Consider the following 14,340-nt stretch of genomic DNA (forward strand, 5'->3'; position numbering starts at 1 on the left):
GAGTCGACGCGGAGCGTCGGCGACCGACGACAACGCCGCAGATGTGCGTGCCAGACCCCGCGACGCCGGCATGATCCAAACGACAGGCCCTAGCCGAGGGCGCTGTCCACCGACGACAGCGGGACGGCGTACAGCGCCCGCTCCGGGATGGCGTCGGGTTCCCACGCGTTGTCCTTGTTCGCCGCCCACTCGGTGAGCGTCCACAGCTCGTCGGTCTCGTGCCAGTACGACAAGGACTCCGTGTGCTGGCCCCAGCAGGCGAGTGTCCGGTCGGCGGTGCACCGGGCCGCCGAGGCCCCGCTCCCGTTCTGCCGCCAGAGGGTGCCGTGCCTGCCGCGGATCCCCGGCGCCTGACCGACGTACCAGTCGGCCTCGCTCGCACCCGCGGCCTTGTGGGAGAGGACGCCCTGCACCCCGACGGCCTTGGTCTCGTAGGCCTCGTCGGCGTTCACCAGGTCGCTCGCGTTGCTGCCGAGCAGGCCGGTGCGGTCGCTCGCGGTGCTGAAGTAGTAGCGCCAGAGGCGGGCCGGCTGGGTGCCGCCCGAGCTGAACCACTCGTTGGCGACGAGGCTGTCCGGCGTCGAGGTGCGGTCCAGCGAGACCGACGCGAAGCAGGGGACCGCGTTGTCGTGGCTCGACGTGCAGGTGCCGCCGGTCAGGTTGTACGAGCCGACGGCGGGCAGCACGTACTGGTAGCCGTGCGCCGAGTAGCCGCCGCTCACCTTGCCGACCACGTCGCTGTCGACGCTCGCCCGCAGGATGCGGTGCATGTCGAAGACGAACAGGGCGTTGTCGTGGTCGGCGCCGTTCTTCGCGGTGACGATCAGCTTGTCCTGGTACCAGACCATGCCGCCGACGTGGGAGCGCACCGCCCCGAAGCTCTTGCCGCCGCTCAGCGGCGCCACCAGCAGGACCCAGCGGTACTTGAGGTCGTCCGGGTCGTTCGCGTCGACGAAGGCGATCCGGGCCAGCCCGGTGTCCTCCGGGGGCTCGTCCGCCTTGTGGTCGTTGTGTGTCCAGCCGGCCAGGATGACGCGGTCGTCGCCCCACGTGCCGTCGTCGTCGGCGTCACCGGAGGTGGTGACGGACTGCGGCAGCCATTTCTGGGTGGTGGCGTCGCCGCTGTCCCAGCAGTACGCGCGCGTGGCCGTCGGCTCCACCGGCAGGGCGGCCGTCTCGGTGCCCGCGCACTGCGCCTTCGCACGCATCGGGTGGTTGGCGCTCTGCAGCACGCCGTGCACCCCGACGTTGCCGCCCATGTTCGTGGTGAGCGTGTCCAGGGTGCTCTCGGCGACCAGGTTCTCGTGCAGCTGGAGCTTGCCGATCTCGGCGGACGAGGTGAGCGGGGTGAGCTTGCCCGGGTCTGCCACGTCCCCGGCCTGGGAGGTGCTGATCAGGGTGGCCGCGGCGGTCAGGGCGAGCGCGGTCCCGGCCAGGGTGGCGCGCAGCGCCTGCCCCCTTCTCCTGCGACGGTGCCTGCCACGCTGCTTCATGCATCCTCCCGGTAAGGCCAACTGCCCCTCAAGGTCAAGACATTGAGCGAGGAGCATGCGGGGTGACCCATGAGAGGGATGCTACGGCAGGGAGTACCGAACCTGGTCAAGGACGGTCGAATACGAGAACATCCGCTGCACCGCGCCACCCCCCCCCGGGACCCGACCCGACCCGGCCCGCAGGATGTCCGTAGGTCTGTCCGCGCGATCCGCGCCGCCGCAGTCCTCGCCGGATCAGCGTGGCCGGGGAGCGCGCGGCCGGGCCGTGCGTGCCCGGACGATCGCGGGGGCCGTCGAGTGGGGCAGCAGGTCCAGCGGGTCCCCCGGGAGCAGGAGTTCGACGTCGGCGGAGTCGCAGAAACGATACGGCTGGTGTTCCAGAAAGGCGCCGAGGTAGCGCCGGACGCGGGACATCTCGGCGCGGACCGTCACCGTACGGCCCGGGTCGCCGAACAGGTCGTCGGCCAGGCCGGAGGCGCCGCGGCCGCCCGGGTGCAGGGCCAGCAGGCAGAGCAGTTCGGCGTGCCGGGGGCTCAGCCCGTGCGTCCAGGAATTCGCGCCGCCCGACACGGTCACCGCCCGGCGCCGCGGATCCGCCAGATCCAGCACGATCCGGACCGCCTCCCGCGGCGGCGGTTCGTCCGCGACCCGCAGCAGCCAGCCGCCGGGCAGCGACTCGACCGCACACGGCCCGAGGGACGGCAGCCGGCAGCGGCCGTCCCGGCCGAGGGAGGCGGGCAGCGCCACCCGGCTCGTGTACGGCATCCCGGTCACCGCCGCGGTCCAGCCGTCCCGGTCCACCACGAGGGCACGCCCGTCGAGCCGCGCCAGGACCGGCGCCGCGACCGCGCGCAGCCGCTCCAGCGAGGCCTGGTGCAGCTCCCGCAGCCGTGCCTGGGCGAGCTTGGCCACCGCGTCGACCAGGGCCAGCGTGGCCGGATGCATCGTCTCCAGCGGTCCGCTCACGTCCACCGCCCCGACCAGGCGGCCGTCGCGCGGGTCGGTGACCGGGGCGCCGGTGCACGTCCACGAGTGGTGGGTGCGCACGAAGTGCTCGGCGGAGAAGACCTGCACGGGGCGCCGGGTCACCAGGGGAGTGCCCACGCCGTTCGTGCCCACGACGTCCTCGCGCCAGTCGGCGCCGACCTCGAAGCCGTGCCCGTCGGCCTTGCGCAGCACCGCCGGGCTGCCCTCGCGCCACAGCACCCGGCCCTCCTCGTCCGCGACGACCATGATGTGCTGCGCCGTGTCCGCGACCGAGAGCAGACCCTCGCGCAGCACCGGCAGCACGTGCCGCAGAGGTGAGGCATGCCGCCGGCGCTCGATCTCCTCGTCACCGAGGAGCCCGGCCCGGAAGTCGTGGTCGGGGTCGACCCCGCTGCGCAGCATCCGCTCCCAGGACTCCTCGATGACCGGCCGCGGCGCCACCCGCGTGCGCTGCCCCGAGAGAGCGGCGCTGCGCACCTCGCTGAGCACGCGTGCCGCCTGCGCGGCGTCCAGGGCGGCGAGCCGCGTCACATCCATCGCCGAGTGCCCCACCGGATCCTCCTGCATAGCCTTGGGACAACCGGCTTCCGAGCCCCTTTTCGGCCAGAGCTCCACCTCCGTGCCGGCTGCCGTTCTCATAGTGCAGCCCGGCGGCCTCGGAGGTGCACGATCCGCCCGAAGGGAACGGGCGAGTTGCAACCCCCTGCAACCCTGGCGAAGCGCCCCCCGGTGTCCGAAACTTGAGCAGCGCCGCCCGTGCGGCGTCCGTGCTCCTTGACCGGGGCCCGCGGGACGGGGGTGGTGCCGTGTCGGCGCAGCACCACCCCTGTTCCGTACGACGCCGGAAGGCGCCCGGGCACGGACGGCCCGCCGGTCAGCTCACCGGCCGCGCCCGCTCCACCACCGAGGCCAGGTCCAGGGTGTGCGGCAGTGTGCCGAACGCCGAGCCCCAGTCACCGCCCAGCCGGGAGGCGCAGAACGCGTCGGCGACCTCCGGCGGCGCGTACCGGACCAGCAGCGACCCCTGGAGGACCACCGCGATGCGCTCCACCAGGCGGCGGGCCCGGGCCTCGGCGCCCTCCAGGTCGGCGAGTTCGGTCAGCAAATTCTTGATCGCGCCGTCCAGCCGGTGGTCCGCGCCGCGCGCCCGGCCCACCTCCCGCAGATAGGCGTCGAGAGCACCGGGCCCCCGCTGGAGGGCGCGCAGGACGTCCAGCGCCTGGACGTTGCCCGCGCCCTCCCAGATGGAGTTCAGCGGGGACTCGCGCAACAGCCGGGGCATGCCCGACTCCTCGACGTAGCCGTTCCCGCCCAGACACTCCAGTGCCTCGACCGCAACCGGCGTACACCGCTTGGTCACCCAGTACTTGGCCGTCGGCACCGCGAGCCGCAGGAACGCCCGCTCCTGCTCGCCGCCGTCGTCGTAGGCGGCGGCCAGCCGCATCGCGAGCGTCGTCGCCGCCTCCGACTCCAGCGCCAGATCGGCCAGCACGTTGCGCATCAGCGGCTTGTCGACCAGCGTGCCGCCGAACGCCTGCCGGTGGGTGCAGTGGTGGACGGCCTGGGCCACGGCCTGCCGCATCAGCGAAGCGGAGCCCAGCACACAGTCCAGACGGGTCGCCGCGACCATCTCGATGATGGTGCGGACCCCGCGCCCCTCGTCCCCGACCCGGCGCGCCCAGGTCCCGTCGAACTCGACCTCGCTCGACGCGTTCGACCGGTTGCCCAGCTTGTCCTTCAGCCGCTGGATGCGGAACACGTTGCGTGCGCCGTCCTGCAGCACGCGCGGCACGAGGAAGCAGGTCAGACCGCCGGGAGCCTGCGCCAGCACCAGGAAGCCGTCCGACATCGGCGCCGAGCAGAACCACTTGTGGCCCGTCAGCTCGTACGTCCCGTCCTCGGCGAGCGGCCGGGCCGCCGTCGTGTTGGCGCGGACGTCGCTGCCGCCCTGCTTCTCCGTCATGCCCATCCCGAAGAGGGCGCCGGCCTTCTGGTGGGCGGGCCGCAGCCCCTCGTCGTAGACGGTGGACGTCAGCCGCGGTTCCCATTCGGCGGCCAGTGCGGGGTCCGTGCGCAGCGCGGGGACCGCCGCGTGGGTCATCGACAGCGGGCAGCCGTTGCCCGCCTCGACCTGCGTCCAGATCACGAACCCGGCCGCCCGCCGGACGTGCCCGCCGGGACGGTTCCAGGCGGCGGTCAGACCGGCCGAGACGCCCTTGCCGAGGAGCCGGTGCCAGGACGGGTGGAACTCGACCTCGTCGACGCGGTTGCCGTAGCGGTCGTGGGTGCGCAGCCGGGGCGGATGCTCGTTGGCCAGCACCCCCCACTCCAGGACCTGGGCGGAACCGGACGAGCGTCCGAGGCCCGAGAGCTCCTCGCGCGCCTCGTCCAGGAGCTGTGGATCGAGATGACGTTCGACCGCCTCCACGAGGGCCCGGTCGGCGCCGAAGACGTCATATCCGACCAGGGGCGGAGGCTGGTTGGTCACAGTGTGGGTGCTGGCTGCCATACGGATACGGTAAGGACGTGCACCAGGCAAAAGAAACACCTGAACGGCCATCCTCCGGCCGTCTTCACCGCGCCAAGGCGCTGTACCGGAACGTGTCGAAGCGCAGGACCGCCTGGCTGCTGCTCAAGGACACCGTCAACTCGTGCATGGAGTACCGGATCCTGGGACTGGCGGCGGAGGCGGCCTTCTTCACGCTGCTGTCCGTGCCGCCGCTGCTGCTGAGCATGATCGGACTGCTCGGCTACGTGGACGACTGGACCGGCGCCGACAGCATCGCCAGCCTGGAGAACAACCTGCTGGAGGCGTCCCGCACCGTCCTGTCCGACAAGGGTGTCACCCAGATCGCCCAGCCGATCCTCGACGACGTCATGAAGGGCGGCCGGCCCGACGTCATCTCCCTCGGCTTCCTGTTCGCCCTCTGGTCGGGCTCCCGCGCGGTGAACGTCTTCATCGACACCATCACCGTCATGTACGGCCTCGACGGGACCCGCGGCATCGTCGCGACCCGCGTGATGTCCTTCCTGCTCTTCATCGTGGCGCTGCTGATCGGCTCGGTCGCGCTGCCCCTGATGGTCGCGGGCCCGGACGCGGTGGTGCAGATCGTGCCCTGGTCGACGACCGTCGTGCAGGTCCTGTACTGGCCCGTCGTCATCGTGCTGTCCATCGTCTTCCTGACGACGCTCTACCACGTGTCCGTGCCGGTCCGCTCGCCCTGGATCGAGGACGTGCCCGGGGCCCTGGTGGCCCTCGGCATGTGGGTGCTCGGCAGCCTCCTGCTGCGCATCTACCTGACCAGCACCGTCGAGGGCCCCACGATCTACGGATCGCTCGCCGCGCCCGTCGCCGTCCTGCTGTGGATCGGCGTGTCCGCCTTCGCGGTGCTGGTCGGCGCCGCCGTCAACGCCGCCATCGACCGGGTCTGGCCGGCCGCCGCCACCGCCGCGGCCCGCGCGGCCAACGAGCGGCTGCGCCGGGCCCAGGCCGCCGAGTACATCGCCCGTGCCTCCGCGGCCCGCTCCGGCGAGGGCGACCCGGACCCCGACGACGCGGACATGCCCTCCGAGTTCCCCGAGCGCTGGTCGCGCTTCCTGCCCCCGGAGGACGTGACCTCCCGGCTGCGGGCGCACGCCAGGAGCCCGCACCACCCGCCGGCCAAGCACCAGGACGAGACACCGCCCGAGCGGTGACCTCGCCGCACCGGTGGCCCGGAGCGGGCCGAGGGGCGGCCGGCCCCGGCGCGGTCACCGCTTCCGGACGCCGCCGTCGCGGTCGCCCTTCGCCGGACGCCTCGTTCCCATGAGCGGACGTCCACGGCCGTCCCCGCGGCCTCTACGCTGACGGCATGGACGCTCCTCCACGCTCGAACATGCTGACGCGGGGTGACCCGCTCGCAGACCTGCTCGAAGGTCCACGCGCGCGGGGCGCCTTCATGATCCGGGCGTGCTTCGACCCGCCCTGGTGCGTGCGAGTCGAGGACCGCGCCCCGCTCACGATCATGCTCGTGGTCCGCGGCGAGGCGTGGGTCGTGCCGGACGGGGGAGAGCCGGTACGGCTGCGGCCGGGCGACCTCGCCGTCGCGCGCGGGCCCGACCCGTACCTCTGCGCCGACCACCCCGACACCGCGCCGCAGGCGGTGATCCTGCCGGGCGGCGAGTGCGTCCACCCCGACGGGCCGTCCCTCGGCGGGCACTGGGACCTCGGGGTGCGCAGCTGGGGCGACCGGCCCGACGGCTCCACCGTGATGCTCATCGGCACCTATCTCGTGCGGGGCGAGATCAGCGGCCGGCTGCTGGACGCCCTGCCGCCGCTGCTGTCGCTCACCTCCGACGTCTGGGAATGCCCGCTCACCCCGATCCTGGCCGCCGAGATCGTGCGCGACGAGCCCGGCCAGGCGGTCGTCCTCGACCGCCTGCTCGACCTGCTCGTCATCGCCGCGCTGCGCGCCTGGTTCTCCCGGCCCGAGGCGGCGGCCCCCGCCTGGTACCGGGCGCGCGCGGACCCGGTCGTGGGCCGGGTGCTGCGGCTGGTGCAGGACGACCCGGCCCACCCGTGGACGGTCGCGTCGCTCGCCGCCGAGGCCGGGGTGTCGCGGGCCGCGCTGGCCCGGCGCTTCAACGACCTCGTCGGCGAGCCCCCGATGACGTACCTGACCGGCTGGCGCCTGGCCCGCGCGGCGGACCTGCTGCGCGACGGCGGGGAGACCATCGGCGCGATCGCCCGGCAGGTCGGCTACGGCAGCGCGTTCGCCCTGTCCGCCGCCTTCAAACGGGTCCACGGCGTCAGTCCGCAGGAGTACCGGAACCGGGCGGCGTAGCCTGGCGTACGTGTACGTGGAACGGGCGTCCCGGCTGGCGGGCGCCGTCGTGTGGTCGCACGGGGCGCCCGGCGACGCGGCACGGCCCGTGCTGCCCGACGGCTGCATGGACCTGCTGTGGAACGAGGGGCGGCTGCTGGTCGCCGGACCGGACACCCGTGCGTACGTCCCCGCGGGGGCGGCCGGCCGCTGGGCCGGCGTGCGCTTCTTCCCCGGCACGGCGCCCGCCTACCTGGGGGTGCCCGCGCACGAACTGCGCGACAGGCGGGTGGAGTTGGCGGACCTGTGGCCTGCCGCTGAGGTGCGGCGCCTGGCCGGCCGGATCGACGCCGCCGCCGACCCCGTGACCGCGCTCGAAGAGGTCGCCCTGGTACGGGCGGGCCTGGCCCGGCCACCCGATCCGCAGCTTTGGAAGGTCGTGGCATCCCTGCGCGCGGGTCGGTCGGTCGCCGCGGCGGCGGACGAAATCGGTCTCGGAGCACGCCAGTTGCATCGCCGCTCGCTGGCCGCCTTCGGCTACGGACCCAAGACGCTGGCCCGCGTGCTGCGGCTGCAACGGGCCCTCGCCCTCGCCCGCGACGGTGTGCCGTACGCCGAGACGGCGGCCCGCGCCGGCTTCGCCGACCAGCCTCATCTGGCCCGGGACGTACGCGAGTTGACGGGCATGCCGTTGGGGGAGTTGCTGGCGGGCGTCTGATCAGGCGTCGGGCAGGGGCGCGAAGAGGTCCACCCCGTTGCCGTCCGGGTCGTGCACGACCGCGTACCGCATGCCCCAGAAGGCGTCCCAGGGCGCGAGCTCCCCGTGGTGCCCGGCGCCGGTCAGGTCCGCGTACAGCGAGTCGACCTCCGCCGGAGCGTCGCAGCAGAAGGCGAGCGAGACGCGCCCGCCACCAGTCGGCGCCCGCCAGCCGGCGTGGAAGGACCGGATGGTCTCCTCGGTGTCGAGCGCCAGCCGCAGACCACCCGGCAGCTCGGCCTCGACGTGCGGCAGGGTCTCCGCACCCTCGGGGAAGACGATCCCGAGCCGGCGGTAGAAGGCGAGCGAGGCGGACAGGTCGGAGACGGCGATGCCGATCACGGCGAAGCGTGGAGTCATGTGATCACGGTAGGCAGGCCGGCGGCGGCCGGTCTTGAAGGAATCGGACGCGGACGCCCGGCCACGGACGCCCGGGATCCCGGACCCGCCGGGGAATAGGCTCCGGGGCATGGCCTTTCGCGTACTCGTGTACAGCCGCACCACCGACTACCGGCACGATTCCATCCCGGACGCCGTCGCCGCCGTGCGCGAACTCGGCGGCACGCACGGCTTCGCCGTCGACGCGACCGAGGACCCCGCCGCCTTCGAGGCACCCCTCGACGCGTACGCGGCGGTCGTCCTCCTGTCCACGAGCGGCGAGGTGCTGACCCCCGAGGGGCGTATCCGGCTGCGCGCGTACGTGGAATCGGGCGGCGGGTTCGCCGGGGTGCACGCGGCGGCCTGCACCGAGTACGACTGGCCCTACTTCGGCGAGCTGCTCGGGACGTGGTTCGCCCGGCACCCCGCCCACCAGCCGGGCAGGGCCGTGGTGGAGGACCGCGACCACCCGGCGACCCGACACCTGCCCGCGGTCTGGGACTTCACGGACGAGTGGTACGACTTCCGTGAGAACCCCCGGAGTTCGGTGCGCGTCCTCGTCCGCGCCGACGAATCCTCCTACGAGGGCGGCGGGATGGGCGCGGACCACCCGCTGGCGTGGTGCCGGGAGCAGGGCGCGGGCCGGGTCTTCTACACCGCGCTCGGGCACGCCTCGAAGGCCTACGCGGACCCCGCCTTCCGCGCGCATCTGCTGGGCGGGATCTCCTGGGCAGCCGGCGCCTCACGGTGACGGCGTCGACCCGTACGCCGTGAGGAAGCGATCGCGGAAGGAGTCCATCTTCCACACCGGGGCGTCGTGTTCGGGCTGGAGACCGTCCGTCCAGCCCCAGTCGGCGATCTTCTCCAGCACCTCGGGGTCGTGGGCGACGATCGCGCAGGGCACGTCACGGCTCGCGTGGTTGCCGCTGACCCGGGCCATGGGCTGGTGGTCGCCCAGAAAGACCAGGACGGTGTTCCTGCCGCCGTACCTGATCACGTAGTCGATGAGGCTCCTGACCGAGTACTGGATGGACTTGCCGTACTCCTGCTTCACCTTCGTCGAGTCGTAGAAGACGTCCGCGGGCTTCTTGCCGGCCCGCTGGATGCCCTCGTAGACCGAGCCGTCCCCGACCTGGTCCTGGGGGACCGTCCTCGGGATCGGGGCCCAGGGCTGGTGGCTGGAGGTCAGGATGATCTCCGACATCAGCGGCTTGTCGTGCTTCCTGCCGTGCTCCAGGCGTTCGAAGGCGGCGAGGGCGTACTGGTCGGGCATGGTCGACCAGCTGAACTTCGGGCCCTTGTAGCCGAGGTTCCGTGAGTCGTAGAGGTGGTCCAGGCCGTAGAACCCGGCCTCCGGCCAGGCCTTCTGGACGCCGGGCATGATGCCGACCGTCCGCCAGGCGCCCGTCTTCCTGAAGGCGCCGGTCAGGGTGAGGTGGTCCCCGGCGGTGACGGTGCGGTAGCGCTGCTGGTTGTCGATCCACAGGCCGGACAGGAAGGTGGAGTGTCCGAGCCAGCTGCTGCCGCCGTACGTCGCCGAGGTGAGCCAGCCGCTCTTCGCGGCGTACCCCGCCCTGCCGAGCCGCGCGGTCGCGGAGGCGAGCGTCGCGTCGACCCCCGGCGCGGTGACCGGGTCCTCGACCGCGCTGCGGCCGTAGCTCTCGATGAAGGTGAACATCACGTCCTTGCCGCGCAGCCCGGTCAGCAGCCGGCCGGGCGGGGTGCCGCCGAAGGTGTCCTTCTGCGCCGCCTCCGCGAACGCCGCCTCGTCCCGCAGGGTGGCCCGCACCCGCTGGGCCCGGTCCTGGACGCCCGCCGCCGCGTGGCCGGCGGCGACGGGCACGCCCCCGAACTGCACCCCGGTCGCCGTGCACAGGACCCAGACGGTCCCCAGCGCCAGCGTCGAACGGGTCGCGAGAGGGCGGTGCCGGGCCAGCAGGCGGGCGAGCCGTACGACCGCGAGCGCCATGAGGACCAGCACGGCGAGGACGAGGACGATCACCGCGACGGCGGCGGCGCCCGCGCCCGCCGGACCGACCGAGTCCTTCAGATACGCCCGGGCGTCGCCGAACAGGCTCCAGTCGAGGACGAGGTTGAAGCCGCGTCCGAGGAACTCCTCGAAACCCAGGTCGAGGAGGTTCAGGACCGTCAGCGCGCCGAGGCCCAGCCCTGCGGTCACGGCCACGGCGACGCGCGGCCTGCGCGGCAGGACGATCAGCACGGCGGCGCCGAGGACCGCCTCCACGGGGAGCCGCGCGAACTCGGCGGCCCGGAGGTCGCCGAGCCTGTTCGGGAGCAGCAGCGCGATGACGACGACCGCGAACGCCAGCACGTCGGTGCCACGGGCGAGGCCGCGCGCGAGCGCGGGGTGCCGTGCCCGCAGGCCGCGCGGCGCGCCCCCCGGGCGGCGGGTGCGGCTGTCGGGGGCGGCAGGGGTGTCGCGGGGGGCGCCGGAATCACCGCCGGGGCCGGTGGGCGCCTCGCCGGGGACGGCTGAGGCCTCGCCGGGACCGGCGGAGGCGTCAGGGGAGCCGGCGGAGACCTCGCGCGGATCGGCGGAAGCGTCACCGGAGTCCGCGGGCACATCGCCCGGGCCGGGGGAGCTGTCTCCCGGCTCGGCGGCGGCGGTGTCCGGGGCCTCCTCCTGCCGGGGTGACCCGGTCCCCGGCGTCTCCTTGCGCCGGGGTGTCCCGTCCGTCTGCCGAGGGCGCTGTGAGCGTGTGAAGAGGGACAACCCGGATTTCCTTCCGTGCGAAGCCCGGTGACGGCACCGCGGACCCTTCGGCGGGCCCGGCCTCGTGGTCCGCCGCTCCTTCGTACGGCCGTTCGCCGGGTTCCGTTCAATCGTCAGGGCGTCACCCCGGTGTCACCCCGCGGAGCACGTGGCCCGGGCCGCCGTGCAGGAAGGACCGCCCCGGCCCGCTGCGGGGAGGCGCCGTGCTGGCCCGCTCCACCAGACGCGTGGAGAGCTCGGTGCGGGTCCCCTCGGGCCGGTCGCCGGCCATCATGCGCACGAGCAGCCGCAGCGCCATCGCGGCCATCTCGGAGAGCGGCTGGCGCACGCTGGTCAGCGCGGGTGCCGCCCAGCGCGCCTCGGGCAGGTCGCCGAAACCGACCACGCTGAGGTCGTCCGGCACGCGCAACCGCCGCTCGGCCAGGGCCCGGTAGACGCCGAGCGCCATCGTGTCGGAGCAGGCGAAGACCGCGGTGGGCGGTTCGGGCAGGTCGAGCAGCCGGACCGTGCGCCGGTGGGCCCCGCCCTCGTCGAACCCGGCGTGGCGGAGGTACTCCGGCCGGCACCGGACACCGGCCGCCGCGAGCGCGGAGCGGTACCCGGCGATCCGCGCACCGCCGGCCGCCTCGTGCCGGCGGCCTCCGATGACGGCGATGCGCTCATGGCCGAGGGCGAGCAGATGCTCGGTCGCCAGCAGTCCGCCCCGCCAGTCGGCCGCGCCGACCGAGACCACGCCGGGCGGGGGCTCTTGCGCCGGGTCGACCATCACGAAGGGGATGCGGTGCTGCTCCAGCCAGGCGTACTGGGAGGGGGACAGCTCGGCCAGGCTGAACAGCATCCCCGCCGAGCCCCTGGCGGCGATCCTGTCCTGCCAGCCGTGCCCCGGCCGCCCGTCCCGGCCCGGGCCCGTCGTCACCACGAGGTCCAGGCCCGCGTCGTGCGCGGCCTGCTCCGCCCCGTGCAGCACCGCTCCCGAGCGGGAACTGTCGAGCGTGTGCACGACCAGATCGACCAGGCGGGGTGCCCGCGCCGCGTCGAAGCGGGGCCTGCGCACATAGCCGAGCCGGTCCAGGGCCTCGGTGACCCTCTTGCGGGTCCCGGGCGCCACGTCCTCCCGTCCGTTGACGACCTTCGAGGCCGTCGGCACGGACACGCCCGCCTCGCGCGCGACGACCGCCAGGGTCGGCCCGGCCGTCCCGCTCCGGCTCCGGACCATCCACAACCGCCTCTCCGCCCCGTCCCGAGGGCCGACGAATCTTCGAACAGCCACGGTCGCGCCCCGGAGGCGAAGACCGGATAGAAAGCGCTTCCTACAGTAAGCGTGCGGCAACTCGCGCCGGAAGACCCGGGAAATCAACGGCACGCGCGGACCGGCGAGCGTTGCGCCCCGTCGAACAGAAACCGCCGCGGGCCGCCGCCGCACCCTCGCGACCCGGACCCGACCGGCGCGACAGCGGCACGCAACCCGGGCGGGACACGCTGAAGACCGGTTCCATGCCGTCCGGGCAGCGGGGGCGCCGGGTGATGTGATGCGGTGACCGCTGCAGCCCCGCACCGCGGTGAGGAGAGGGATGTATGGGACGTATGGCCGGTGTGTCCGAGGATCCTGTGGTCACCACTCCGTACGGAGCCGTGCGCGGGCGGCGCGAGAAGGGTGCCGCCGTCTTCCGCGGTATCCCCTACGCCGCCCCGCCGTTCGGTCCGCACCGCTTCCGTCCGCCTGTCCCGCCCGAGCCCTGGGACGGCGTCCGCGACGCGGGTTCGTTCGGGCCGACCCCGCCGAAGCCGCCGTACTCCGAGGCGTTCGCGCGACTGCTGTCCGACCCCGTGGTGCCCGGCGACGAGTGCCTCAACCTCAACGTGTGGACCCCCGACCCCGATCCGGCGGCCCGGCTCCCGGTCATGGTGTGGATCCACGGCGGCGCCCTCACCCGGGGCTCGTCCGCCGTCCCCGTGTACGACGGCGGCTCCTTCGCCCGTGACGGCGTCGTCTTCGTCTCGCTCAACTACCGGCTCGGGGTGGAGGGTTACGGCCTCTTCCCGGACGCGCTGCCGAACCTGGGCCTGCGTGACCAGCTCGCCGCGCTGGAATGGGTGCGCGACGCCATCGCCGCCTTCGGAGGCGATCCGGACCGCGTCACGGTCTTCGGCGAGTCCGCCGGCGCGATCAGCATCGGCGCGCTGCTGGCGAGCCCGCGTGCCGAGGGACTCTTCCACCGGGCGGTCCTGCAGAGCGGCCCGCCGGAGGCCACGGAGCGGGAGAAGGTGCGGCGCCTGGTGCGGCGGATGGCGGCACGGCTGAGGATCCCGGCGACCGCCACCGCCTTCGCCGGCGTCGACCGGACCGTCCTCGCCGGGGTCCAGGCCGAGGTCGGCCGCCGTGCCAGCCCGGTCCTCGGCGGACCGGCGTTCGGCATCGTCGTCGACGGTGACCTGGTGCCGCGCGATCCGCTGGCCGCCCTGCTCGACGGCGCCGCCCGGGACGTCGGTCTGCTGCTGGGCTGGACCAGCGAGGAGTACCGGCTGTGGCTCGCGCCGACCGGACTGCTCGAACGCATCGACCGGCTCGGCCCGGTGGCCGTGGCCGGCGCGATGGCCCGCTGCCACTGCGGCCCCGAGGTCCCGCGCGGCTACCGCGCCGCCCATCCGGACGCGGGCACCGCCGAGCTGGTCGGCCAGCTGGTCACCGACCATCTGCTGCGGCGCCCCCTGCAGCGGCTCGCCGACGCCCGCGTCGGCCACGCCCCGTCCCACGTCTACGAGTTCGCCTGGCCCTCCAACGTGCCGGGGCTCGGCGCGTGCCACGCGCTGGAACTTGGCTTCGTCTTCGACACCGCCCATGTGCCGGAGTCGGCGAAGCTCGCGGGCCCCGGAGCCCCGCAGGAACTGGCCGACGTGATGCACGCGGCGTGGGTGCGCTTCGCGGTGGACGGCGACCCGGGCTGGCCCGCCTGGGACGCGTCGCACCCGGTGCGGATGTTCGGCACGGAACCCGAGCTGCTGTACGGGCCGCGGGACCACGAAATGGAGCTGTGGCAGGCGGAGTCCACCCGCGCGGCAGCCGCACCCGTGGCGGCTCCCCGGCCCGGTTCGCCCGTGCGGGGTACGGCGCCGCTGTCAGCCGTACGGCGCCTGCGTCGCTCCGCGGGTGTCCGTCGGCCGTGACCACGGCGACCCCGCCGAGCGGCC

The 14,340-nt window shown here is 73.9% G+C and carries 11 protein-coding genes; 5 read left to right on the top strand and 6 right to left on the bottom strand.

Annotation, left to right across the window (positions count from 1 at the left end; genetic code table 11):
• Positions 1-89 precede the first annotated feature (89 nt).
• The 3 genes from AC069T_RS25610 to AC069T_RS25620 all read right to left on the bottom strand — a co-directional run bounded on the left by AC069T_RS25610 (position 90) and on the right by AC069T_RS25620 (position 4,989).
• Positions 90-1,493: a hypothetical protein gene (locus AC069T_RS25610; RefSeq protein WP_478784955.1), complete on the bottom strand. Its 1,404-nt coding sequence runs from the start codon at positions 1,491-1,493 to the stop codon at positions 90-92.
• Positions 1,494-1,727: 234 nt separating this feature from the next.
• Complete coding sequence (locus AC069T_RS25615; protein WP_478784956.1) at positions 1,728-3,032, bottom strand: GAF domain-containing protein; 1,305 nt, start codon at positions 3,030-3,032, stop codon at positions 1,728-1,730.
• A 322-nt stretch (positions 3,033-3,354) separates the two neighbouring features.
• The gene (locus tag AC069T_RS25620) at positions 3,355-4,989 is read right to left on the bottom strand and encodes an acyl-CoA dehydrogenase family protein (protein WP_478784957.1); all 1,635 of its coding nucleotides are present in this window, start codon (positions 4,987-4,989) and stop codon (positions 3,355-3,357) included.
• Between the two features lie 17 nt (positions 4,990-5,006).
• Between AC069T_RS25620 and AC069T_RS25625 the strand changes: the two genes are divergently transcribed.
• The 3 genes from AC069T_RS25625 to AC069T_RS25635 all read left to right on the top strand — a co-directional run bounded on the left by AC069T_RS25625 (position 5,007) and on the right by AC069T_RS25635 (position 8,000).
• Positions 5,007-6,176, top strand: a complete 1,170-nt coding sequence (locus AC069T_RS25625; RefSeq protein WP_478784958.1) for a YihY/virulence factor BrkB family protein — start codon at positions 5,007-5,009, stop codon at positions 6,174-6,176.
• Positions 6,177-6,355: 179 nt separating this feature from the next.
• Complete coding sequence (locus AC069T_RS25630) at positions 6,356-7,303, top strand: AraC family transcriptional regulator (RefSeq protein WP_478785041.1); 948 nt, start codon at positions 6,356-6,358, stop codon at positions 7,301-7,303.
• Positions 7,304-7,313: 10 nt separating this feature from the next.
• Positions 7,314-8,000, top strand: a complete 687-nt coding sequence (locus tag AC069T_RS25635; RefSeq protein WP_478784959.1) for a helix-turn-helix domain-containing protein — start codon at positions 7,314-7,316, stop codon at positions 7,998-8,000.
• Here the strand turns inward: AC069T_RS25635 and AC069T_RS25640 are convergent, their stop codons facing one another.
• On the bottom strand, positions 8,001-8,399 hold the full coding sequence (locus AC069T_RS25640; RefSeq protein ID WP_478784960.1) for a VOC family protein: 399 nt from the start codon (positions 8,397-8,399) through the stop codon (positions 8,001-8,003).
• Positions 8,400-8,508: 109 nt separating this feature from the next.
• On the opposite strand from AC069T_RS25640, the gene AC069T_RS25645 reads away from it, so the two are divergent.
• The gene (locus AC069T_RS25645) at positions 8,509-9,168 is read left to right on the top strand and encodes a ThuA domain-containing protein (RefSeq protein ID WP_478784961.1); all 660 of its coding nucleotides are present in this window, start codon (positions 8,509-8,511) and stop codon (positions 9,166-9,168) included.
• On the opposite strand, the gene AC069T_RS25650 is transcribed toward AC069T_RS25645, so the two are convergent.
• A complete protein-coding gene (locus tag AC069T_RS25650) occupies positions 9,160-11,151 on the bottom strand; it encodes an alkaline phosphatase family protein (protein WP_478784962.1) in 1,992 nt (663 codons plus the stop codon). The two genes, AC069T_RS25645 and AC069T_RS25650, sit on opposite strands and share 9 nt — an antisense overlap.
• Positions 11,152-11,272: 121 nt before the next feature.
• The gene (locus tag AC069T_RS25655) at positions 11,273-12,367 is read right to left on the bottom strand and encodes a LacI family DNA-binding transcriptional regulator (protein WP_478784963.1); all 1,095 of its coding nucleotides are present in this window, start codon (positions 12,365-12,367) and stop codon (positions 11,273-11,275) included.
• A gap of 359 nt (positions 12,368-12,726) precedes the next feature.
• Between AC069T_RS25655 and AC069T_RS25660 the strand changes: the two genes are divergently transcribed.
• Positions 12,727-14,316: a carboxylesterase/lipase family protein gene (locus tag AC069T_RS25660; protein ID WP_478784964.1), complete on the top strand. Its 1,590-nt coding sequence runs from the start codon at positions 12,727-12,729 to the stop codon at positions 14,314-14,316.
• Positions 14,317-14,340: the final 24 nt, after the last annotated feature.

It is taken from the genome of Streptomyces sp. NPDC043867 (assembly GCF_056435845.1).

What these genes read in the sequence shown, in the direction of transcription:
- AC069T_RS25630 (WP_478785041.1), top strand. Translation starts at nt 6,356, where the DNA reads ATGCTGACGCGGGGTGACCCGCTCGCAGACCTGCTCGAAGGTCCACGC.
- AC069T_RS25640 (WP_478784960.1), bottom strand. Translation starts at nt 8,399, where the DNA reads ATGACTCCACGCTTCGCCGTGATCGGCATCGCCGTCTCCGACCTGTCC.
- AC069T_RS25645 (WP_478784961.1), top strand. Translation starts at nt 8,509, where the DNA reads ATGGCCTTTCGCGTACTCGTGTACAGCCGCACCACCGACTACCGGCAC.
- AC069T_RS25660 (WP_478784964.1), top strand. Translation starts at nt 12,727, where the DNA reads ATGGGACGTATGGCCGGTGTGTCCGAGGATCCTGTGGTCACCACTCCG.
- AC069T_RS25655 (WP_478784963.1), bottom strand. Translation starts at nt 12,367, where the DNA reads ATGGTCCGGAGCCGGAGCGGGACGGCCGGGCCGACCCTGGCGGTCGTC.
- AC069T_RS25620 (WP_478784957.1), bottom strand. Translation starts at nt 4,989, where the DNA reads ATGGCAGCCAGCACCCACACTGTGACCAACCAGCCTCCGCCCCTGGTC.
- AC069T_RS25610 (WP_478784955.1), bottom strand. Translation starts at nt 1,493, where the DNA reads ATGAAGCAGCGTGGCAGGCACCGTCGCAGGAGAAGGGGGCAGGCGCTG.